This is a genomic window from Arcticibacter pallidicorallinus (assembly GCF_003002875.1).
In the GTDB taxonomy this organism is placed as follows: Bacteria; Bacteroidota; Bacteroidia; order Sphingobacteriales; family Sphingobacteriaceae; genus Arcticibacter; species Arcticibacter pallidicorallinus.
Map to the genome: position 1 here is coordinate 402,889 of NZ_PVTH01000002.1, position 23,338 is coordinate 426,226.

General features: G+C 45.0%; 15 protein-coding genes. 4 read left to right on the top strand and 11 right to left on the bottom strand.

The features are described 5' to 3' along the window. Positions 1 to 359 precede the first annotated feature (359 nt). From B0I27_RS04530 to B0I27_RS04540, 3 genes are all read left to right on the top strand, one after another. Positions 360 to 2,588: a TonB-dependent receptor gene (locus tag B0I27_RS04530; protein ID WP_106291867.1), complete on the top strand. Its 2,229-nt coding sequence runs from the start codon at positions 360 to 362 to the stop codon at positions 2,586 to 2,588. 128 nt (positions 2,589 to 2,716) lie between these two features. Then, positions 2,717 to 4,822 (top strand): glycoside hydrolase family 3 protein, encoded by a 2,106-nt coding sequence (locus B0I27_RS04535; RefSeq protein ID WP_219904984.1) that lies wholly within the window; start codon positions 2,717 to 2,719, stop codon positions 4,820 to 4,822. 496 nt (positions 4,823 to 5,318) lie between these two features. Continuing rightward, positions 5,319 to 7,151: a glycoside hydrolase family 2 protein gene (locus B0I27_RS04540; RefSeq protein ID WP_106291869.1), complete on the top strand. Its 1,833-nt coding sequence runs from the start codon at positions 5,319 to 5,321 to the stop codon at positions 7,149 to 7,151. Between the two features lie 30 nt (positions 7,152 to 7,181). Here B0I27_RS04540 and B0I27_RS04545 read toward each other — a convergent pair whose 3' ends face one another. Then, entirely contained in the window at positions 7,182 to 7,988 is an 807-nt protein-coding gene (locus B0I27_RS04545) for a response regulator transcription factor (protein WP_106291871.1), read from the bottom strand. 17 nt (positions 7,989 to 8,005) lie between these two features. After that, positions 8,006 to 11,143: a ligand-binding sensor domain-containing protein gene (locus B0I27_RS04550; RefSeq protein ID WP_106291873.1), complete on the bottom strand. Its 3,138-nt coding sequence runs from the start codon at positions 11,141 to 11,143 to the stop codon at positions 8,006 to 8,008. Between the two features lie 234 nt (positions 11,144 to 11,377). Between B0I27_RS04550 and B0I27_RS04555 the strand changes: the two genes are divergently transcribed. Then, positions 11,378 to 12,517 carry a glycosyltransferase family protein gene (locus B0I27_RS04555; protein ID WP_106291875.1) on the top strand — a complete coding sequence of 380 codons (1,140 nt, stop codon included), beginning with the start codon at positions 11,378 to 11,380 and terminating at the stop codon, positions 12,515 to 12,517. A gap of 60 nt (positions 12,518 to 12,577) precedes the next feature. Here B0I27_RS04555 and B0I27_RS04560 read toward each other — a convergent pair whose 3' ends face one another. From B0I27_RS04560 to B0I27_RS04600, 9 genes are all read right to left on the bottom strand, one after another. Next, entirely contained in the window at positions 12,578 to 13,996 is a 1,419-nt protein-coding gene (locus B0I27_RS04560; RefSeq protein WP_146133083.1) for a right-handed parallel beta-helix repeat-containing protein, read from the bottom strand. A 59-nt stretch (positions 13,997 to 14,055) separates the two neighbouring features. Continuing rightward, positions 14,056 to 15,162 carry a UDP-galactopyranose mutase gene (gene glf, locus B0I27_RS04565; protein ID WP_106291879.1) on the bottom strand — a complete coding sequence of 369 codons (1,107 nt, stop codon included), beginning with the start codon at positions 15,160 to 15,162 and terminating at the stop codon, positions 14,056 to 14,058. Between the two features lie 48 nt (positions 15,163 to 15,210). Beyond that, entirely contained in the window at positions 15,211 to 17,205 is a 1,995-nt protein-coding gene (locus tag B0I27_RS04570; protein WP_106291881.1) for a WecB/TagA/CpsF family glycosyltransferase, read from the bottom strand. 19 nt (positions 17,206 to 17,224) lie between these two features. Further along, positions 17,225 to 18,190: a DUF6625 family protein gene (locus B0I27_RS04575; RefSeq protein WP_146133084.1), complete on the bottom strand. Its 966-nt coding sequence runs from the start codon at positions 18,188 to 18,190 to the stop codon at positions 17,225 to 17,227. A 100-nt stretch (positions 18,191 to 18,290) separates the two neighbouring features. Beyond that, a complete protein-coding gene (locus B0I27_RS04580; protein WP_106291885.1) occupies positions 18,291 to 19,190 on the bottom strand; it encodes a glycosyltransferase in 900 nt (299 codons plus the stop codon). Between the two features lie 5 nt (positions 19,191 to 19,195). Further along, positions 19,196 to 20,044 (bottom strand): glycosyltransferase family 2 protein, encoded by an 849-nt coding sequence (locus B0I27_RS04585; RefSeq protein WP_106291887.1) that lies wholly within the window; start codon positions 20,042 to 20,044, stop codon positions 19,196 to 19,198. 84 nt (positions 20,045 to 20,128) lie between these two features. Next, a complete protein-coding gene (locus B0I27_RS04590) occupies positions 20,129 to 21,175 on the bottom strand; it encodes a hypothetical protein (protein WP_106291889.1) in 1,047 nt (348 codons plus the stop codon). Positions 21,176 to 21,177: 2 nt separating this feature from the next. Further along, positions 21,178 to 22,413 (bottom strand): O-antigen ligase family protein, encoded by a 1,236-nt coding sequence (locus tag B0I27_RS04595; RefSeq protein WP_106291891.1) that lies wholly within the window; start codon positions 22,411 to 22,413, stop codon positions 21,178 to 21,180. A 3-nt stretch (positions 22,414 to 22,416) separates the two neighbouring features. Then, positions 22,417 to 23,334, bottom strand: a complete 918-nt coding sequence (locus tag B0I27_RS04600; protein ID WP_219904985.1) for a hypothetical protein — start codon at positions 23,332 to 23,334, stop codon at positions 22,417 to 22,419. Positions 23,335 to 23,338: the final 4 nt, after the last annotated feature.

Sequence of the window (23,338 nt, forward strand, 5' to 3'; positions counted from 1 at the left end):
GATCCTCTCTGGATCCGAAGTATATTTTTAAAATAGATGAAAGTTTTTTTGGAAAAATTAAGGCATAATCCTACATTTGATCATTATGTGTACGTTAACACAAGCCGTACGAATTTGCTTCCAACGGGTATAGCTCTTTTAACTACCTGTTTCATATGTTTGTGTGTACGTTAACATAATCATAATTGACTGTTTTTTAGATAGGTTATAAAAAAATATAATTTTCTGCCACAGTCTTAGGCGAGCATTGAGTAAAGCAATAGAACCAATAATATAATAATCTAAGTTTGATGAAAAACAAAAGGAACCCGATTTGCAAGCTCTCGGTAGCGAGCTACATAATCATCTTGACATTATTTATGTCGCCAGCATACGCTCAGGTTGTTGATTCTCAGAAGCTAAGTCCCAAAGACTCATTGCTGCTGAAGCAGGCTCCCGCCTCAAAAAAAGAAGAAGCGAACAGAAACGTCATGCTTAACGCCGAGAACAACGCTGGTCCCCGCTTTATTCAGATCGGTATTCCTACGGGATCAGCGGTTGACGTGCCCACCATTCTGGAGAATGACATGCCGGCGGTCTACTACTTCTTTCCGCGTAACCCAAACACCTTCTGGCGTGCCGGATCGGGCCTGTCAAATATCGGCGTACTCAAAATCTCCGAAGTAGCTATAACCACCGGACGCGTTGGATATGGCGTAAATTCCTATACCCGCAAAGGGGATGATAATTTCACCGGTATCCTAAATACGGGCATGAACCATTTCGGAATGCAGCGTTACGATATGAACCTCTCAGGGAAACTCGGTAAAGACTTGTACTATTCAGCAGGAACCTACCACATGTTCGACCCGGGAAGTTTCGACGTACCCTACGCCGACTATGTCGACAGAACGTCCATCTACCAGGGAATGCTGACGAAATATTTCAATAACAGGAAAGGTGAAGTCAGCCTGATGTACAGATATGCAGATGCCCATAGTCTAACCAATGTCGTGGGTAACTCACCGTTTATCTATAACGGCGACGGAAGCATTACCGAACTTGAGGGTATGCCGCTTGGTACTACAAACGCATTTCCGATAGATGGAAACTTGACCTACCGCGATATCCTTACCGGAGAAGAGAAAAATACCAGCCTGAAAGATGCCGCTAAAACGAAGGTCAACCAGGCCATGTTTCTGTATAGTTATAAATATGACAGCGGATTGAATCTAAAGGTAAACGCGATGTATTCCAATTCGGATGCTGGTTTTATCGTAGCCAGCCCTACCGGAATCATCCCTTCAGCAACAATTCAAAATTCAGCTAACCGATATACCATTACCGGTACTGATCAGGCCTACACAGGCAACGTCCTCAACCGTTTGATGATCCTTAACCGAGCCAATATCAACGACGCGTTTATGATTGCTCAGGTAAGCAAAAGATCAGGCAACCATAACTGGCGCCTGGGTATAAACGAAATGTATTCGCATGTAGATCATCATGCTAACAGCCTTCAATATAGCCAGGAAGTGAAAGCAGACCCTCAGCGTCTCGACAGAGACGGCGTTCCTTTCCGTAATTTTAACACCAACGGTGAATATTATAAAGGTTCAGAAAGTAAAACCGCACTGTTCTTCACAGACGATTGGGATATCACAGATCGCCTGAACCTATACTATGGTGCCCGTGTTGAATTGATGAACCTGAACGTCGACTACATGCCGCACGCTCGTTTTGACGGTGTATCCGTCGGCGCAACAAACCCGAACACAGGGGAGGTGTCCAGCATCGAAAATTATAAGACCACTCGCATTAATCCTATAGGAACCGCTGCCCTGGTCTATAAGCTGGCGAAGAAATATGGTATCACAGCAGAGTTTACTTACAATGTTCAAAACCCTACCCTGGTAAACTACGCAGGTTCTCAGGTGCCCATTACCAAAAACAGCGTGGTGCCTCTTGGCCGCGTCGGTGTCTACTACACGAGCGATAACTTCAGCCTGGTATCTGCTTTTTCTGTCATCAAAAAGACGAATTACTTTACGCGCTTTAACCTGACAGATCCAAGCGGAAGCGGTCAGGTACAGACCATTGGTAATGCGTATGACGTGCAGACCATGGGCTGGACCACCGATATCGTGGCGAAACCTTTCAAAAATTTCAATCTTCACTTCCTGTTCACCTACCAGGAGCCGAAGTATAAAAACTTCAATGTAAGCGCTTTCGGAAGCGACTACAGCTTTAACGACAAGATTGTAACCAGCCAATCCAAGATCCTGATGGAAATCGACCCTTCCTACAATTTTACCAAAGATCTGAGGATATGGTCGAGCTTCCGCTACTTCGGTAAGCAAACAGCCAACCTAAGTAACGCACTCTATTTCAACGGTCGTTGGGAAACTTTCGGGGGCCTTAACTGGAACGTGAATAAGAAATTTAACTTGGGCCTTACAGTGGTCAACTTCCTGAACCAGACCGGTGCACGGGGTACGATTTCGGGCGCGGAGCTAATAACCGACGCTTCCAACTACCAGGATTATCTGATGGCCGGAAGTTACATCCGCCCATTCACAACCGAGTTGAGCGTGGGAATTAAGTTCTAGACAAATCCAAAAGATACACCCAATTAAAATGTCAGATAGATGAGGGCCATCATGAGCATACCGCTTAAAGTCAGCGGTACACGCTCCTCGAACGGCTTCGTCACCATTGAAAAATAAACTAAAATTAAATGAAAGTAGAAATTCAAAACGCAGCTCCCCTCCAGGGGAACTCTACCCTTAGAAAGGGAATGAAACATGCCGGCCTCGCGCTGTTTGTTGCATCGATTATGCTGGCAGGGATGGACACTCCTGTTCAGGCTCAGAACTCCCGCAGCAAAGCAACCAGACAACCTGTGCTCGGACACCGATCAGCAAAGATTCTTAAAGTTGGCGCGCTGGAATTCAAGGATTTGAATAAGAACGGTAAACTCGATAAATACGAAGACTGGAGATTGCCTAACGACGTAAGAGCGAATGATCTGGTTTCGAAGATGTCTGTAGAAGAAAAAGTCGGATTTATGCTCATCAGCACCACGCGTTTACAGGGCGACTGGTCGTTCGATGAGAATCCCAGAAAGGATGTCATCGGCAGTGGTTTCAATGAAGTAGATATCGTACGCAAGATCAATATGTTTACACATAAACCGCTGGATTACCCGATGATCTATGCGGCAGGAACTACAAAGGGGGTAACCCAGTTTCACCTCAGGCACTTCATCATCCGGGCGAATACCACCAATAAGATCATTGCAGAATGGTCAAACAATCTACAGGCACTTTGCGAAAGCAACGGCCTCGGAATTCCGGCAATCGTGGCATCCAATCCGCGTAACCATATCACCAAAGATGCTTCTATCGGACTCAGTGTCGGTAAAACAGGCTTTTCAACCTGGCCGGGAGAGCTTGGCCTGGCCGCCATGCGCGACGTCAAACTTGTCAGCGAATTTGCCGACATCGCCCGGCAGGAGTGGGCTGCAGTAGGTATAAGAAAGGGATATATGTACATGGCCGATCTGGCCACAGAACCCAGATGGCAGCGCATTGAAGGTACCTTCGGTGAAGACGCCGACCTTGCATCAGAAATGATCAAAGCGGTTACGCTGGGTTTTCAGGGACAGAAGCTCGGAGCGGGTTCAGTCGCTGTTACCACGAAGCACTTTCCTGGCGGCGGACCAGTAGTCGACGGACAGGATCCACACTTTGATTGGGGAAAGAACCAGCATTACCCCGGTGGAATGCTGGAGTTTCATCTGAAGCCATTTAAGGCCGCAATTGACGCCGGAACTTCTGCAATCATGCCTTACTACTCCATTCCTTTAGATACTAAATACGAAAAAGTGGCATTCGCCTATAACAAGGGCGTATTGCAGGATCTCCTCCGCGACCAGCTGGGATTCAAGGGGATAATCAACTCGGATACAGGCCCGATCTACATGATGCCCTGGGGTGCTGAGCACTTGAGTCTCACTGAACGCTACAAGAAAACAATGGAAGCCGGAATCAACCTTTATTCAGGCTCTGCAGATCCGACAAAATTACTGGAAACAGTTAAAAGCGGAATGGTAGATATGAAACTGGTCGATAATTCGGTACACAGACTATTACTGGAGAAATTCGAGCTTGGTCTTTTTGAAAACCCGTATGTCGATGTCGCTTATGCAGAAAAGATCGTCGGCAGCAAGGCGTTCCAGGACAAAGCTGATCTTGCTTACCGCAAATCCATCGTATTGCTACGAAACGAATCCTCGGCGCTTCCCTTGAAAAAGAAAACCAAGGTTTATTTCGAATCGTACTTTCAGAAAAAAGGCACACCATCTCCCAGCAATGTCTATACAAGCACGAATCATAACTACGACATTGAGTTCGTAAACACTCCGGAAGAGGCTGATCAAATCGTTTTATGGATAACACCTGGTTCTAAGACCCTGTTTGATTCAGACGGCTCTGCACTGCATCTTTCTTTATCCAAAAATGCGGTAGATGTGGATTATGTGAACAAATTAACGGCAAAAAAGCCGACCATTCTGGTCATGAATTACACCAATCCATGGGTCATTGATGAAATATACGACGATAAGAACAAGAAAAACATAAAGGGTGTTGTGGCTACTTTTGGCACCTCAACAGATGCTTTACTCGACGTCTTAACAGGAAAGTTCAACCCTTCGGGAAAAATGCCGTTTACCACACCTATTTCCGAAGAGGCAGTACTAAAGCAACGTTCTGACGTACCTGGATACCTTGAGGGTCCGGATTATCCTCTTTTTAAATTCGACGAAGGTCTTAGATTTTAGTTTAGTTTTCTTTTGTTGCAGGCGGCGTGCAGGAACAACCTTCTGTGCGCCGTTTGTTTTTATAGAGGATTTTCTCCTGAGTTATTTCCTGTGGTTTGTTTGGGGTCTTACCTGGGCCTGATAGATACCTGAGTCTGAATGCATCCCTATTAAACCCCTGTTGAGTCCATGTTAAGTCCGACTTTAACCCTGGAAAGTGGGACTTAACATGGACTCAACAGGGATTCTTGATGCGCTGAATCAGAACGAATGCCGAACGAGGTAGCTGGCGGTGGCCTGTCAGATCGGAGTTTAGTCCCTCATTGAATGATACGATTTGTATAAACTTTGAAAGTATTTTACTGGTAAGTGTAAAGAAAAAATCAGTCCTTTGAGAAGAGTAAAAAAAGAGTCATTTCAAGCTAAGTGTTCTTAGATCAGCTTGATACGCCGTACGCGGCTTTGCTCAGTGCTTGGAAGCAGACTCCAAACGTATACTAACTAACCAGTTACCTTTATGAAAACTCTTTGCGCTGTATTCTTATTCACGTTTGCTTTTGCAGTTACCAGTTCCGGGCAGGACTCGGGATGGAAATCCGTTCCGGGCAAAATTCAGACGCCATGGGCAGAAAAAATAGACGTATCCAACCCGCATCCCCAATATCCCCGGCCGCAGCTGGTGCGCGCTGACTGGAAGAGCTTAAATGGGCTATGGAATTATGCTATCAGACCCAAAGCGGAGAGTAAGCCAAAGTCTTACGAAGGAAGGATACTTGTTCCCTTTGCCGTAGAATCTTCGCTTTCGGGTGTGGGCCGAAATGTAGGGAAAGACAGCGTACTTTGGTACCATACACGTTTTTCCGTTCCGTCCTCCATGAAAGGTAAGCGGATGATTCTGCATCTTGGGGGTGTAGACTGGGAGGCAAGAGTTTCTGTAAACGGTAAGGAGGCCGGCGTACACCAGGGAGGAAATGATCCTTTTTCTTTTGATATTACATCATTGCTTAAAGGCGGGGGGGAACAGGATTTATCCATACGCGTCTGGGATCCAACAGACGAAGGTCCTCAGCCACGCGGAAAGCAGGTACGCAAGCCAGAGGGAATATGGTACACACCCGTAACGGGTATCTGGCAAACGGTTTGGCTGGAGGCTGTACCTGAAACATATATTCAGACAACCAGGCAGACACCTGATATTGACAAGGGTTTGGTGATGGTAAGCGCTCAGGTTAAAAATCTTCGTTCGGGCGACCGGCTGAGGGTATCTGCCTGGGATGGAGTAGTTAAAGTGGCAGAACAGGAGGTAAGCAACGGCACTGCTGTCAATTTGACTATTCCAAATGCCAAACTTTGGTCGCCGGAAAACCCTTTCTTATATAAGATGCAGATCTCCGTTGTCAGGGGCGGGAAAGCAATCGATGAAGCGAAGAGCTATTTTGCTATGCGTAAATCTTCCATGGCGGCAGATAGCAAAGGCATCCAGCGGATGTTGCTCAACAATAAGTTTGTTTTTCAGTACGGTCCGTTGGATCAGGGATGGTGGCCCGACGGGCTGTATACTGCACCTACTGATGAGGCTTTGAAGTTCGATATCGAGAAGACCAAAGAAATGGGCTTCAATATGATCAGAAAACATATTAAAGTGGAGCCGGCGCGGTGGTACTACTACTGTGATTCCATTGGTCTGTTGGTATGGCAGGATATGCCGAGCGGAGACCTCGGAAATCAATGGGAATCTCGGCCGGGTGTCGCCGGAAAGGGTACCGAGAAGGAGCGCTCCAAGGAGTCGGAGGGGTATTACCGCAAAGAATGGAATGCTATTATGGATGCTCTTCATAACTTCCCATCGATTGTGGTATGGGTGCCTTTTAACGAGGCATGGGGACAGTTTAAAACCACTGAAATAACAAACTGGACCATGCAGAAAGACCCTTCGCGTTTGGTTAACAGCGCGAGTGGAGGTAACTTTTTCCCGGTTGGGCATATCATTGATCTGCACAACTACCCTGATCCCGTAATGCCGCGTCCCGACCTCTTCGGGGCTAAGCAGGCGCTGGTTTTAGGTGAGTTTGGCGGTTTGGGTTTGCCGGTTAACGGACATGTATGGCAGCAGAAGGATAACTGGGGGTATCAGAGCTTCAAGACCGCGGATGATTTGATAAAGCGCTACTCGTCCTTTATGGTAACCATGCAGAACCTTATCCGCAATGGCCTGTCTGCTGCAGTTTATACGCAGACGACCGACGTGGAAATTGAAACGAACGGCTTGATGACCTATGATCGAAAGGTTATTAAGGTTCCCGCAGCGAAACTCAAAAGTTTGCATGAGCCTCTTTATCAAACTAAATAGGTAAATGGAGCTGAAAGGAATCGTATACAGTTAGATAGCACTGTTACTCGTTTTCCTTTCAGCCATTTTTATTTGCATGTATTCTGTCGGGGGCATTCCAAATTGCTTGGCGAAGCAGCGGCCGAAGTGCGTTTGAGAGCTATATCCTACCATTTCCGCAATCTCGTAGATTTTGAATTCGTTCTCGGCAAGAAGCTGGGCAGCTTTTTTCAGTCGGGCGATGTTGATCAGTTCATGAGGTGTCAGATTAGAAATGGCTTTTATTTTCCGGTACAGGGTGGGTTTGCTCATATTCATGGAGTCGGCGAGGTGTTCTACGTCGAGGTCGATGTTTGCAATATTCCGGTTCACGGCTTCATTGAGCTTTTCGAGAAAGTTCTCATCAGCCTTGGAATAGGCCATCGTCTTGATATGCACCAGGGGCGAATTGGCGAAGTAGTCTTTAATCTTGCTTCTGTTCAGAAGGAGATTCGCGATCTGGACCTGAAGATGTTCGGGGGAAAAGGGTTTTTCGATATACGCATCTGCGCCCAGTTCGAGTCCCTCGATCTTCGATTGCAGCGTGTTCTTAGCCGTCAATAAAACTACCGGAATGTGGCTGTACTCAAAATCTGACTTGATTCGGCGACAAAGTTCGAAGCCGTCAATTTCGGGCATCATGATATCGCTGATAACGAGCTGAACGGAGTGAACGTTTAGTGAGTCGAGTGCCTCCCTGCCGTTTCGGGCGGTAATGACGGAGTATCTTTCGCTCAGGTCATCTGAGATAAAGTCCAGAATTTCTTCATTATCGTCTACCAACAATATAGTTGGCCGGTTTGCTATTTCTTCTTTCATTAGATTAGCGTTAGGGGCTATTTGCTCATTATGGGGTTAAATTCAATTTGTTGATGCAGCGGAAGTGTAACCGCAAAAACGTTGCAGTTGGCTTGCACCTCTCTCAACTCCAGATTGCCTTTATGTAATTCTGTGAGAGAGCGTGAAATGGAAAGACCGAGTCCGCTGCCCGGTTGATTTTCTGTGAGCTTCATCCGATAGAATGTGTCGAAGATTTTTTCCTTCATATTCCAGGGAATGATATAGCCGTCGTTCTTGATTAGAATGGTAAACGTAAGGTCGCCTTCAAAGACGGGTAGTATTTGGATTGTGGCGGTCTGGGCACCATATTTAATAGCGTTGTTGATCAGATTACTCATGATTTTGTCAAATGCTCCGACATCGATATAGGCGAAGAATTTACTGGCAGGCAGCTCCAGAGTAAAACGTATGTTTTTTTGTTCGGCCGCTGGCTTAAAACGGATATAGTTATCTCTGACCAGTTCGCAGATATCGGCTTTGACGAAATTAAGGCTGAATTCTCTGGTTTCTGTCTTTCTGAAGTCAAGCAGCTGGTTCGTAAGGTTAAGCAGACGCTCTGTGTTCTTCTGCATAATCAGCAGATTGTTCTTAATCTGAGGTACCTCTTCAGCACGTTTGATGATCTTTTCCATAGGCCCTTTGATCAGGGTGAGCGGGGTGCGTATTTCATGAGCCACATTCGTGAAGAATTCAATTTTTGCCTGATAGACTTCCTTCTCCTTCTTGTGTTCGAATATTTCAAGCCTTCGCTTGTTTTTTGTCTTTATGCGCTGGTGGTAATTCCGGACAGCGAGATAAACGAGGGCACATGAGAGCAAGACGTAGAAGATCAACGCCCACCTGCTTTTCCAGAGAGGGGGTACGATTTCAATTTGAAGATGTGTTTCCTCGTTGTTCCATACGCCGCTGTTGTTGGCTGCTTTTACTTTGAAGGTGTAATTTCCCGGTGGGAGGGAGGTGAAGTACGCCTTACGGTTTGTTTTGAGATACGTCCAGTCGTTGTCAAGTCCCTCCATTTTGTAGGCGTATTCGGTGGTATTCAACGAAGTATAACTTAAAGCTGAAAAGTCGATACTGAAAGAAGACTGCTCATGACTCAGCCTTATTTTTTTAGTGAACGTTATAGACTTCCTGAGAGGCGAATTTGTATTCTGGACGTTTATCTCCTGACCAAATATTTGGAAACCGGTGATGTAGACTGGTGGTTTATAGGTGTTTCTGGTAAATGAGGAGGGTCGAAACCGTACCAGGCCGTTAACGCTTCCGAAATACATTTGTCCGGACTCGTCCTTAAACGCGGAATTGTAATTCAGCTGGTCGCTCAATAGCCCATGGGCTTTTGTATAGGTTTTTATTTTTCCGGTTTGAGGGTTAATGACAGCTAATCCACGAGAAGTGCTAACCCAGAGCTGACTTTCTTCGTCTTCCAGTATCGATAATATCAAGTTGCTTGGTAGACCATTTGCTACGGTGAAGCGCTTGAATTTACCGGTCTGCGGGTTCATCTTGCACAATCCTCCCTCGGTAGCAACCCATATGTACCCTTTTCGGTCTTCAAATATCCGGTTTATACGGTTGTTGCTCAGGCTATGCGGGTCATTACTCTGATACGTGTACGAACCCCGCTTTCCGGTTTGAGGGTTGTAATAATATAATCCCTCCCTGTATGAGCCGAGCCAGAATATGCCCTTACTATCCTGCAGCATGGTGCTGTAGAACATCCGCTCGGGCACTCCGGTAATGTGAATAAAATTATCGTCTTTTCGATTATACTTAAAAAAGCCCCCGGATGTGCAGAAGAAGAGCTCTCCCGAGCGGCTTCGGTGAATACTATAAATGAAATTGCTTTTTAGGGAGTTTTTGTCCGCTCCTGCCGAGTAGTGTTTAATGATCTTTCCGGTCCTGATATTCATAAGATCCAGTCCGTTTTCGAATGTCCCGATCCAAAGTGAGTCGCCCTCGAGAAGCAGACCGTGGATGTTTGTGGAGGCAATATCCTGTTGCTTGCCCGAAGGCTTGAAATGCTCAAACCTCATTGTTCCTGCTTCGAGCTTGTTGAGGCCCGCATCTTCCGTACCGATCCAGAGATTCGAGTATTTGTCCTGAACGATTTCTCTCACGACATTTCCCCCGAGTGAGTTTTCCCCTACCATAGGAAAAAACTTTTCAAAAGAATTGTACTGCTTTGGATAGTAGTTCAGCCCGCCAAAATAGGTGCCAGCCCAGATACCGCCTTCCCAGTCCTTGCAAAGCGTGTAGACAGCGTTGTCTGATAAGGAGTAAGGGTTGTTATATTGTTTTTTAATATTAGTAGCAGCTCCCGTGCGGATGTTATAAAGAAATATTCCTGATTCGGTAGCGATCCAATACTGGTCTCCTGATTCATACAAAAAATTGCGTGCAAAAATTTCTGTGTTATCAGGATTTCTGGTAAGGATGTTTTTGTATGTCCTGGTCTTGATGTCGAATAGCTTGACACCTTGATTTGAGGTTCCGATAAACAGAGAACCCTTTCCGGTGTCTGAAATTTTTTCTATCCATTTGGACGATTCGGGTTGTAAGGCTGATGACACCTCATAACTGTTGAAAGTCTGACTGGAAGCCTGGTAATGTTCGAGAGTTCCGTATCGGGAGGATACCCATATCTGTCCATCTTTCAGAATACTGATGGAGGTTGCTTCGAAATAGTTTGAGGGGGTAAACTCAGTGAGCTTCTTCCTGCTTTCGTTGTATGTAAAAAGAGTAAAGCCTGCAACGAACCAGATATTGCCTTTCTTATCGATCTGAATTTCCCTGACGTCTTCTGTCGGACAACCGCTGAGGGGGGTGAAACTTTCGGTTAGCGGACTGTATATAAAAAGCCCTCTGTCTGTTCCTACCCACATACGGCCTTTTTTATCTTCGGCAAGGGCATGAATGAAGTTGCTTTTGAGGCTGTTTGAATTGAGAGCATCTTCTCTAAAGATCTTGAAGGTATAACCATCGAAGCGGTTTAAGCCGTCCTTGGTACCGAACCATAGAAACCCTTTTTGGTCCTGCATACTGCAGATTACCGTATTGTTCGACAGTCCGCTTTCCACTTGGTAGCGGCTGAAGTAGTAGGGTGCCGCTCTGCCACCGCTTGTTAAAAGCATAAGCGAAATCAAGAGGGTTATGGTTTTAATTGTTTGCACCGGGTTCGTTTACTATCAAATATAAGATATAGCTTCGATGATTTTTTCCAGTCGCCCCGTAAAACACAGATCCGAGAAATAATGTGAATGAAGTACACTTTCCAGACTTTTTCTTAGCTGCGGAGTAATCTTTGTAATTTCAGCACTAAGTAGCATAGCCTCATTTCAGTTTGTTAGTTAATCAGGATTGTTGTTATGAAGATTATTTTTATCTGTGGTTCTTTGGAGGACGGCAAAGATGGGGTGGGGGATTACACCAGACGACTGGGTAAGAAACTAGTCGAAAACGGCTATTCTGTAGGAATTATTGCATTGCATGACAAGCATTTGGACACTAAGCTCTGGGAAGAAGAAGGCGATTCATCTTTTAGGACGTTGAGGTTGTCAACGCGTCTGTCCTGGAAAAGACGGGGTACCCTGTCAGCTGATTTAATTAAGGAGGTCGATCCGGTATGGATAAGTCTGCAGTTTGTGGGTTTTGCTTATCATCGCTATGGCTTGCCGCTAGGCATGATCTCTCTGGTGAAGAAGCTCTCGGATAGCCGATATCTGCATATTATGTTTCATGAGCTGTGGTGTGGCATGTCAGCGTCTGCACCTCCAAAGGAAGTCGTCCTTGGAAAACTGCAATATTGGTTTCTGAGGCTAATGCTCGCTTCGCTCAAGCCCCGGGAGGTGTTCACCAATATTGAGCGGTACCAGGACCGTCTTCAGCAGCTGGGAGTGCAACCTCTGCTCGTTCCGGTATTTAGCAACATTCCTCTGGCCTCGCGGGTTTCAGAGGAATCCTGGGACGCAGTAATCGCGAAATCTGGCCTGCAGCCTTTGTTAAGAGGTAGTGAAAATAGGCTGGTACTTGGCTTTTTCGGAAGTATCTATCCCATCGCTGGTTTTAAGGCGTTAATAAAAAATGCTTATGAAGCTGCAGGTGTGCTCGGCCGCGAATGCTGCGTTGTTTTGATAGGCAATAGTTCTAAAGAGGATCTGGCAAGACTCTCAGGCTGCAGCTTGCCTATGCGGGTTTTTGAGCTTGGCATGCAGTCGGCGGGTATCATTAACCGCGCAATGGATCTGGTTGATTTTGGAGTAGTCACTACGCCCGTTGACGGAATAAACAAAAGTGGCGGAGCTGCAGCATGGATTGAACGGGGGATCCCGATCCTGGTATCCGGAGAAGACCCAACCGATAAGGGGCATAATCTCCAGGCCGCTTTTGGAGCTTACCGGGTGACATGTGAGGGTGATGTTGTGGAGGCATGTCTACAGCCGGGATGGAACAGGGAGAAGAAAGAGCGACTAGACAGCGTCGCAGAGGTGTATATGCGACACTTTTAAACAAAAAAAGCTGCTTATCTGCATGATTGCAGATAAGCAGCTTTTTTATGTAAAAACTATTTATTGTTCGATGATAGGAGGCATGATTACGGCGTAACTGATTGCCTTATTTGCCAGATTCTTTACGTTGCCGACAGCCTTTACATTAGCAAAAGTATTGGTTATCACACCAAGCCAGCTGTATCCCTGCTGACAAATGTTTCGGATGAGAGAGATGTCTCTGCTTCCTGGAAGCGCCTGCAGACGGATACAGTGTGCATTTGTGTAAATCGTATTTCCTTCTACAGTAATTTTGCTAACCACTCTTGGTATACCGTAAGTTCCTACCACTATACCGGAAGAGTTGCCTTTGGATAGACGAGTGTCGACGATGTTATTTTTTACAGTAATATCGCTGAGGTTGTTTCCACCATTACCCATCTGGATGCCGCCAACATTGTCACCCTTGGTTTTAACCGTGTTGTTATTGATCATGATTCCAAAACCGTCCTCCTTTAAGCCAGGTGCGATTGCTATGCTTCCTGCAGGAATGGTGTTATAGCTCAACGTGTTTTTTTGTCCGAATATCTCCAGACCGCTCCTGTGGTTTCCGTTTCCACCACTAAATACGTTTTTGGAAATCAGGGTGTTTTTGTAGTACCCGGATATTCCGTTCCCTCCCAGGTGTTTAGGGTCATTAAGCTTATTATCTGTAATTACAGCGTCGATCACATAGGCAGCCGCACACTCTATTGCGAATTGTTTCCCGAAAGTGTTGTTAAACGTGTTTTTTGTAATCCTGGTGTTGTAGTTATGCTGGCTTTGCAGCTGGATGGCCGGGGAGTTAGGGTTTTGCGATCCCCAGTTGGCAAACACGCAGTTTGTTATGGATACGTCGCGTGTTCCTCTCATCTCCAGGCTCGTGCGCCCTGCCTCGGAAAAATTGCAGTTCAGAAATGTAACATTCTTTACCTGATAGTCGTTGAGTCCTTTGATCTGAACAGCGCCGCGGTCTCTTCCTCCTGCAAAATTTACGTTTTCAAAGTGGAGGTCGCTGACGTTGTCGGTTACATACAATGCCACCAGATCTGCACCGGTATTGGCAGCCTGATTGGCATCGATCCGGATGTTTTTCAAACGGATGTTGGACGTGCGGGTCGGAATCTTAAAGACATTGCGTCCTTTTCTGCTTCCGGGAGTAAGCTTGATCTCGGTGGAATTGCCTGCACCTTCGATGGATGCGTTTGAAGGAAGAATGAGTTCATCTGAAATCGTAAACTTCCCTGCTGGAAGAATAAGTTTTTCTTTCTTGGCAGCCCAGGTATTGATCAGATCCTGAAGTTCCTTACGCTGATCTTTTCCGTTAGAAATGATGAGTGTGTTGCCGGACTTTTTTGAAATTGCGTTATCCTGAATAACAGCTTTGTCCGGAATAATTACGTCAGACGACTCCTTTTTGCAGGCGAAACTGAGCGTTGCAAGAAGGAGAATTAAGATCATAAATTGGTTTTTCATATTAGTGGATTTCCTACGCATACGAAATCCACTAATTTTAGTTACTAATCAATAAAAGTTTCTTCAGTTTTTTTAAGTGCCAGTCCTACAACGTGATGCATATCATAATATTTGTAGTCTGCGAGCCTTCCTCCGAAGATCGTGTTCTCTTCCTGACGGGCCATTTCCTTATATTTCTTGAACATCTCGTTGTTCTTTTCGTCGTTAACGGGATAGTAAGGCTCGTCTTTTTTTGTCCATTCCATCGGATATTCTTTCGTAATCACTGTGTGCTCCTGTTCGCCGAACTCAAAGTGTTTATGTTCGATGATACGGGTGTAAGGAATTTCCGAGTTGATGTAATTAACCACCGCATTTCCCTGGTAGTTGGGTATATCCAGCTTTTCGTGCTCAAACCGGAGGCTTCGGTATTCGAGGACACCATGCTGATAGTCGAAGTATTCGTCGATCATACCGGTGTAAACTTTCGTCTCCGCCAGTTCGTCCATTTCCTGACGTGAATCGAAGTAGTTAATACCCAGTCTAACTTCCGTTCCTTCAAGTAATGCGTCGATGAGTTTGGTATATCCCCCAATAGGAATTCCCTGATATAAGTCGTTAAAATAGTTATTGTCGAACGTAAATCTTACTGGCAGGCGCTTGATAATAAATGCGGGAAGCTCGGTTGCTTTTCTTCCCCATTGCTTTTCCGTGTACTCCTTAATAAGTGTATTATAAATATCTGCACCCACGAGAGAGAGAGCCTGCTCTTCCAGATTCTGAGGGTCTTCAACTCCTGCCTCTTTAACCTGCTTATCGATGATCGCCTTTGCCTCAGCAGGGGTCTTGACCTTCCAAAGCTGATAGAAGGTGTTCATGTTAAAAGGTAGGTTGTAGAGATTACCGTTATGGTTAGCTACCGGACTGTTTGTATAGCGGTTGAACTCTACGAAAGAATTGACATAATCCCAGATTTTCTTGTTGCTGGTATGGAAGATATGTGCTCCGTACTTGTGTACGTTTATTCCATTAACGTCTTCGCAATAAATGTTACCGCCAATGTGCGGCCTCTTGTCAATAACCAGGCATTTCTTCCCTTTTTTCTTCGCTTCATGAGCAAATATGGCTCCGTATAAACCTGCTCCTATAATCAGATAATCGTATTCTTTCATTCGTTAGTTAAGTATGTAAGATGTAGTGCTACAAAAACCCGGGTTTGTCTAGTGCACGCGTGCTTTCTTAGAGTTGAGCGTGTAATTGGAAACCTCGATTGACTTAGTTTGTTTGACGAGATCGGGTTGAACTATTAAACTTTTCTTTAATTTTTTACTAATAAGGATGTAAACAAAATAGGGGCCGTAATAAAGATATCGTTTCCACATACGTCCTGGCTCATTTACCAATCTGACGAGCCACTCCATCCGCATATCTATCCAGAATTGCGAAGGTCTGCTAACTGTTCCGGCATAAAAGTCGAATACAGCACCGATGGCGCATATTACTCTCGCATCCACACTTTTATAATGTTGATAGGCCCATTTTTCCTGTTTGGGAGCGGTCATTCCTATAAACAATACATCGGGTCTTACTCTGTTAATTTCCTCGATCATCAAGCGGTTGTCTTCCTCGGAAAACTCCTTTTTAAAGGGTGGAGAGAACGTATGAACGGTTATGGACGGGAACTCCTGATTGACATGTAGCCGGATCTTGAGGAGGGTAGTTTCGGATGATCCAAGATAAAAGCAGCTGCCCCCTTCCTTCTGAAGCTTTGTCAGAAGGAATTCGTGAAGTTCTGCGCCCGCAATCTTATTCATCTTTATCCCGTTGAGTAAACTTGACGCAATGGTTATCCCAACACCGTCGGGTAGCAGAACATCGGATGACATAAGCGCTTCTTTAAATACGGGATCCTTGGTAGTCATTACATAAGAATACTGGTTGATCGTGTTGATGACTGTTTTCTGGTTTAGCTGCATCTTGTCCAGGGCCGCATTAAAAACCGGAAAATCCATTACTATAGTTTTCAGGCTCGCGCCTTTCTCCGCAACGGGGCTGGCTTGCGTACCAATGGCTGAACGGTAGATGCTTAACAATTTATCCAGATTCTCTTCCGGGGTATAGTGCGTTTCGTAAGTTTTTCTTGCGTTGATGCTTCTTATTGTTCTGCTGAGCTGATCCAGTGCTTCCCACTCCGCTATACTGGAACGCAGGCCCCTAATATCACCGGGCGTGAACAGGTAGCCATTATGGTCATGCGTGATGAGGCTTTCCATAGCACCCAGCCTGCTGCCGATAACGCAGGTTCCTGTAGAAAATGCCTCGAGGATTGTCATGGGCATACCCTCATACCATATCGAAGGAAAGACAAGCGCCATAGAACTTTTCATGAGGCTTCTTATTTCTTCATTGGAGCGTGATCCCAGGTAGCTTATGTTCTTGTATTCATCAGCAAACCGCTCAACATCTTTTCGGAGAGGACCGTCACCGACAATCCGAAGTTCATATTCCGTGTTTGAAAAGGCCGCCAGGAGAGTGGGTATTCCCTTTTCAGGACTTAGCCTGCCTACAAAGAGGTAATATTTTTCTTGGCCCTTAACACTCCATCCACCGTCGGTTACGAAATTTGCCTTCACATCAATCTGATTTTCGCTGAGATTCAAGTCAGACTTCAGGAAGAGGTCTTTTGAGAATTCATTGAGGGCGATGTAACGATCTACTCCCTGCCAGGTTTTAAGTCTTTTATGCCAGTGCGTGATGGCTGCAAGCCAAAAGGTCTGAATCCGTGAATTCCGGTAAACTTTGCTCATGATGGCCTTCCAGGGAAATGGTTCCCTAAGGCTTTCGGTAAAAAGCTTGCCATTATGAAACAAAGTGGCTGAGGGGCATAACAAACGGTAGTTATGCAAAGTTACGACAACCGGGATCTGCAGTTTTTTTGCAGCTCTTATCAATATCGGCGAGGCGGCGAAATGCCAGTTATGAATATGTATCACATCTGGTCTGTCTGCCTTGATTGCGGACCTGAATTTCGACAAAGAAAAGAGGTTGAAGGGCCCTAGTATAAACTTAAATAGAACTTGTATCTTTTTTCCTCCATTATCGAAACACAGCTGTCTGGCTTCGGCAGCACCGGAAAGAAGATCACATTCATTTCTAAACACTTGGTCTTCGCCGCCACTTTGCCCATAAAATGTATGGATGAGTAATATTTTCACAGGTTGATATTTTAATGGATTAAGCTTCTATTGTTTTGCTGATCAAAGACTTGTCGATAGGTGTCGACTTTTTAGTATAGTTAGAAAGAGCATTAAGTAGCCTCTTTGAATGTCGCTGCAGAAAATGTAGGTAGTTAGGCTGATCGTATTTGCTAATCAGACCTGGGCTGACTTTTTGATTTAATGGAATGAAGGACAAGGAGGTTAGCGCAATAGATGAGCTGCTATATACGCTTACATCGTTGATACAAATCTTCCTCTTTTGAAAATGGATATAGGCAAGCTCCCGATGCTGCATGCTACCTTCGTGTAAGAAGTACTGCTTCACGAGTCCGTTTTCCCACACGAAGAGTTGCTTTTTATAATTTTGAATATTGCTGCATGTGTATCTTGCCTTGTTCGGGTTAATATCCGCTATGCACTCATCATGGTATTGAGGGATGTTGAATTCCTTGAATATCTGATGGATGCCGTGCCATTCGTCAAAGATGAAACAGGCATTTGATTCCATTATGGCCTGTGCGTCGATCGACTTTGAGGAGCGGTAAAGCGTATTTATATACTCCTCATTCTTATATAATGTGAGGTGCCCCCTGTTGAAGATTTTCTTGTAGGAGGACAAGATATCATCAGTAAGGAAGTGTGACACTTTACCGAACATCAGATCCATATCACAGTACCCCCAGAAATCGTAATTAGTAAGAAGAGGAGCGAAAAGTTCTCCAAATGCCGGTCTGAAATCGCACAGTTTATAAGAGAACTCAAAGGTCGGCTTGATGTGAAGACGTTGTCTGATGAGATCTTTTAAATCTTCCAAAGTCAGCGTTGTTACTTTGAGATTGTCCGGAATTTCCGATCGGTCAATATCCTGATCGGTAAAAAGGAGGAAATCATAATCCTCGTTTGCACGTAGCGAACGCGTCCATAGTCGGAAATAGTCATGCAAGGGACCAAACCACAGAGCTATGACTGCAATTTTTTTCATTAGGATGTAAGTTTGTTTTTCATAGGTATGAATCATCAGGAGCATGTTGCTCTTAATCATACCGGGACTAAGCAGGAATGGGCAGAGTGTTGTGGACGCGCTATATCGGGATGAGCGAAAGCGCTTTATACTTAAGCCTCGTTACGATGCTGTATTTTTTTACGAATTGCCTTATCAGCAAGTTGTTCAAACTCACGAAAGGATTTAGCTTAAATACGTGTGTACCTGTCGTATCGAGTGATGTAGCAAATCTGGACCGTTGAATGGATGATGTATGAGTTGCCGCATCTCCAAAGCCAACGTTCTGGACCTTGGACAATGAAGGGAATGCCGTGTAGGTATCTGTTTTAAACTGATGGTAACACCACCGGATGGCCCAGGAGCTAATCTTACCTTTCATTTGTTTATCAAGCATGCCGGCCATATCACTTCCCATCAGGTTGAATTTTCTCCGTGCGGCAGGATTGCGGGCGAAACTGTCATAATCTCTAACTTCCCAGTCTACCGCGTTCCACCTGTTGCGCCAGGTTCCCCATCCCCATGAGGAACTACGCTTAGTAAAGTAATTGTCGTATACGTAGACTTGCGGAAAGGCGAGTTGAAAACTGTATCCTGAGATCGAAAGTACCTTTCTGTTATCCTTATAGAATTCGAGACTTTCGTTCATATAGCTCAGGAAGTTTATGCTCGTGAGCAGGTCATCCTCCAGTACGATAACGGTTTCGTGCTTTTTCAAAACTTCTGTCACTCCTTCTATGATGGATGTAGCGAGACCTTTATTATCCTGCGAGTTGATAATGTTAAGCTCTCTGAACCCGGTTATCGTCGGAAGATACTCGCGGATGGCGGCTACCTTATCTTCATCTGATTCTTTTGAGGGTCCATCAGAGAATATATATAGATCGGTAAGTCCGGCCTGGATGTTCTTCTGAAGATTCTCGACCGTGCGTCTAAGATTATCAAGTCTGTTATAACAGAATATAATTACGGGACTTGGCATATTGATTACTTTTTGAATGTGTCCCAAAGAACAGGGAAGAGCGTCTTGAGCCAGAGCTTGGAAAAAGCTGCGGGATACGAGAACGGAAAATGATAACGAATAAAACTAAGGTATTCAGAATATGCCAGCCCTTTGGGGCTTTTAAGAAAGGCTATTCGCTCCTTTAAACGAACTTTAGTGCTTTTCCAATTCTTGTCATGATCATGAATACATGTACCGAGAAAACCCGGAGCTACCAATACATCAATGCCGGCCTTTTTAGCCTTTAGTGTGTAATCGTAATCGGCGATCCCGTGAGTAAAGGCGCTCGACAGGATACCGATGCGTTTTACTGCAATAGCGGGTACCAGCATTATATTTGCATTTCCAAGATCACAAGGCATAAATTCTTCTTCGCTGAAAATAAACTTGCCTTGAAGAGAATACTTGGATGTCAGTGCCTTTCCTCCGTAGGTTATATTGCCCTCATGATCACAGGTACTTCCGATGCAGATTGCAGGTAAGCGGTCGTCTGCGATCGCACGCATATTGTATTGAAGCATCGTATTGAGAGCATCATCTTTTAGTAGCGTGTCGTCGTTTAATAGCAGGTAATAATCGTAGTCTCCGGAAAGCGCTGCATTCCAGGAGCTACGCATACCTCCCGCCCAGAACAGCGAGCCTGTACCTTTTAATAAATGGACTTCAGGAAAATGAAAAGCAACAGCTTCGGCGGTACCGTCGGATGAATTATCATCGGTAATGAAAATATCAGTCTGAGTATCCTGAGCAAGCTTTTGTCTGTTGAGGTTGCGTAAGCACGACAGGGTTTTCTGTTTCCTGTTGAATGTGGTCAATAGAATGGCAATTTTCATCAGAAAATATTTATTTCAAGGATGTACCGCCTTGAGCGGGATGCGATCAAATGGTCGTGATCGCTTTGTTCACTAGAGAAGTTATCAGTGCGCGCCCGCATACTTGCGGACCCTTTTCGCGATTGCTTTATAATAGCTGATTGAATAGTATCCGATCTTTCGGGAGGTTTTTAACCGGGGGATTCCTGTAGCCTTTCTGACCAGACCAAGGAAGCTTCTGTCAGATATATTTCTTCCATATTCGTCCAGGCGAAAGATCAGATAGTCGTATAGACGCGCGATACCAAAGGTTTTTTCTGCTGGAAGATGCCATAACGTGAGCTTCAAGTCTGAAGGTGCAACATTCCTGTAAAAAACAGGATTGGTCCAGATCCTCTTCATGAATAGATTCTGCTTAGCAGCTTCCCAACCGTTTTTATAGTACAGAAAGCTCAGGGTATGAGCCTCTTCGTTGAGCTTTTCAAGTCCCTTGTCATTACGTTCGAGTAACACAGGCCAGAGCTCGAGGAAGTCTGCGTAAAGTTTTTTAATATGAGCATTACTGCAGAGCAGAAATTCACCCAGGTGATACGAAGGTATTTCCTTGACTTCTTTATTTAGCATTTCGGCAAAAAGCACTTGCATATCCAGCCTGCTTAAGCCGTTAATTTTGTGATGTACGGGACTGTCTATCTCGAAAGATATAAATCCATTGGGAGCTGCTTCTCTGAAAAGTCGTTTGGCCGGTTTAATAAAGATGCAATCAGAGTCTGCGATCAGATACAGGTCGTGGTCATTATGCTTATTCTGTGCGATATATTCAAGTATGGAAAACTCAAAGAACTGATTCTGAAAGGATCCGAAGTAGCCTTTAGGCGTTTTATACTTGAAATCTACATGTATTACTTCGACACCAAGGTCTTTCAAAATGTCTGAAACGGACTTGTCATCTACTACCGGAAGCGTTTTGAGGTTAGTAAACAGCAGGTGTTTCTCTTCCTTGTTAAATCGGGTGCTGCTGACGAAAAACACAATAAGACATCTCCAGTAAATGTTCTGATGGCTCTGGCTGGAAGACTTCATTCCGGACTGAGGAAAGTCGCTTTCCTCTCCTTTTTCGTCAGCACATAGCCAAGTACAGATATGGTTCATAGTTATTCTTTAAAATTTTTATTCGTTTCGAGATAATAAAGACACATGCCTACATGTCCCCAATAGATGAGCGGGGCGACGTAGCTCAGAGAAAAAATAAGACCACTCAGACAAAAGGGAATCAGGACTACAGCCCTGTTTGAAATCTTAGAGCTAAAAGCTTTGTATACGATATAGACGAGAAAAGAGAATTTGAAAAGGAAGCCCACGATGCCGTGATAAAACAGTATCTCAATAAAGCCCTCATGGAAATGGTGACCTGTTCCCGCATCCCACCAGTCTACCAGGGGGTTTGGAAGGCTATATCCTTCAAATGACCAGCCTAGCAAGGGTTTCTCTCTGATGAAATTCATATACATCTCCCGTTGCTGGATGCGGAATCCCCCGGTGCCGCTCTCTGTGGAGGGGTTCAGTATTTCAGCAAAACGGTCAGAGAAGAAGTCAAGTAGTCCCGGAGATATACTCGATACATAATACAAAGCGATGATGCAGACGAGGAAGCTCGTCACTGTAAAACTGGCGATACCCGTGAGTGCCTTCCTGTTGGTTCGTAAGACCATCACAAAATAGATGAGCGTGGCGAATATCGCACTACTCCATACAGACCGGTGCTGATGTATCAGAATGATGGTGAAACACAGCGCAAAAAGCAAAAACGATTGTAACGTCTGCCTGGTGATAAACTTGTTGAGATACCATAAGAACGGGATGATCATCATGAATATTGAATGTGCATGTATGATCCTCGTATCTCCGGAAAAAGGGCCGCTGTTGGGTTCTATGTGTTCGAGACTGAAGGAAAACTGGTGTCCGAAAAGAGCCATAAAGGCCAGATAGGTTACGAGATAAAAGCCTGCAATAAAGCCCAGGAGATCTGCATTCATTTTCCTCATAACCGATTTAATAAAAACGGTATAGATGATGGGGAAAAGAACGGTGTAGATCTCGAAATTGCGGAAAGGAACCTGATACTCAATCAATGACTGCAAAATCAGCTTGACAATGAAGACGGAGAAAAGGCCTACATATATCTTTTCCTTTAATTTAAGGCTGTTGAAATCCACCAGGATATAGCCGTAAATCAAAAGGCTTAAAGCCTTGACGGCAACGACGTTGATATAAGCGTTTTGCGTGAAAAACCATGCAAAGCACTTTTCCACGATCAGGTAGCAGAATAGAATTATAAGCAGCTCCGGCAAATAGATCCGGTAGTTGAAAAGTTTAACTGAAGCTATCATCGTTTACCAGTAACATCCATCCTCTATGCTTTTTATTCCCTGAGGAGTTTCACTTACCTGTGGCCTCACCCAATGTTCGTTCATCATATCAGCCACGCGGCCGTGTATTTTTTTTGTTTCCCATCGCTTTCCCTTGATGCCAAAAAGAGTCTGTGTGGCGCCTCCCAGATGAATTCCTTTTTTTTCAATTCTTTTGACGTGGGCAGCTAATGGGAATCCGTAAGCTCCGCAACCTATGATAGCGACGTCAAAATCGATGGAAGCTATTTGGTCTTTCATATGCTCCAGAGCGTCGAACCAATTCCTGTACCCCGTCTGAGTATTCGCGATGGATTGCACCGCCCTTAAAGTGACGAGATCAAACTCGGGTAATACCGGTGAATCTTTGAAAATTAAATGCCGCTTTGAATACTGCTGACTGATACTTTCAGTAAAAGGGTGAATGACCAGCACCCGTTTGCCCTCAAGCGAAAGAGACCAGGGATCGTCATGGTTGTAGGGTTCCAGGTCAGTGAGGCCAATTCGGGTTGCATTGTGCAGTTCCCCTGCAAAGAGTTTTTCCTGCCACAGCCAGGAACCGAGAATATCCACCTCCGCCATATCTTCCAGCATCAGCGACGAAAACCTTTCCAGCATGGCAGGTTCTGCGGGAAAGAATCCCGCATTGTTCGCCATGAGGGACATGGAGTTTTCTTCCCACCAAAACGCTTCAGCCTTTCCGCGAATGTAGTTTAGTGTCTGGTTTCCCGAGCTATGTATGCTCTTATAAATCCCGATGCAGGATGCCTCTACTGCTCCCAATCTGGCAACCATAACAGGTGCATGCGTATTGATCGCATTGGCGATCAATTGGTTTGCTTGCTGATTTCTGACGACAGGATGCGACCCATAAAGATGTTCCCGGTCTAGAAACGCCTTCATATAG

Coding starts and splice junctions, on each gene's coding strand:
- B0I27_RS04530 (WP_106291867.1), top strand. CDS start 360: ATGTCGCCAGCATACGCTCAGGTTGTTGATTCTCAGAAGCTAAGTCCC.
- B0I27_RS04535 (WP_219904984.1), top strand. CDS start 2,717: ATGAAAGTAGAAATTCAAAACGCAGCTCCCCTCCAGGGGAACTCTACC.
- B0I27_RS04540 (WP_106291869.1), top strand. CDS start 5,319: ATGAAAACTCTTTGCGCTGTATTCTTATTCACGTTTGCTTTTGCAGTT.
- B0I27_RS04545 (WP_106291871.1), bottom strand. CDS start 7,988: ATGAAAGAAGAAATAGCAAACCGGCCAACTATATTGTTGGTAGACGAT.
- B0I27_RS04550 (WP_106291873.1), bottom strand. CDS start 11,143: ATGCTTTTAACAAGCGGTGGCAGAGCGGCACCCTACTACTTCAGCCGC.
- B0I27_RS04555 (WP_106291875.1), top strand. CDS start 11,378: ATGAAGATTATTTTTATCTGTGGTTCTTTGGAGGACGGCAAAGATGGG.
- B0I27_RS04560 (WP_146133083.1), bottom strand. CDS start 13,996: ATGATCTTAATTCTCCTTCTTGCAACGCTCAGTTTCGCCTGCAAAAAG.
- glf (WP_106291879.1), bottom strand. CDS start 15,162: ATGAAAGAATACGATTATCTGATTATAGGAGCAGGTTTATACGGAGCC.
- B0I27_RS04575 (WP_146133084.1), bottom strand. CDS start 18,190: ATGAAAAAAATTGCAGTCATAGCTCTGTGGTTTGGTCCCTTGCATGAC.
- B0I27_RS04580 (WP_106291885.1), bottom strand. CDS start 19,190: ATGCCAAGTCCCGTAATTATATTCTGTTATAACAGACTTGATAATCTT.
- B0I27_RS04585 (WP_106291887.1), bottom strand. CDS start 20,044: ATGAAAATTGCCATTCTATTGACCACATTCAACAGGAAACAGAAAACC.
- B0I27_RS04590 (WP_106291889.1), bottom strand. CDS start 21,175: ATGAACCATATCTGTACTTGGCTATGTGCTGACGAAAAAGGAGAGGAA.
- B0I27_RS04595 (WP_106291891.1), bottom strand. CDS start 22,413: ATGATAGCTTCAGTTAAACTTTTCAACTACCGGATCTATTTGCCGGAG.
- B0I27_RS04600 (WP_219904985.1), bottom strand. CDS start 23,334: ATGAAGGCGTTTCTAGACCGGGAACATCTTTATGGGTCGCATCCTGTC.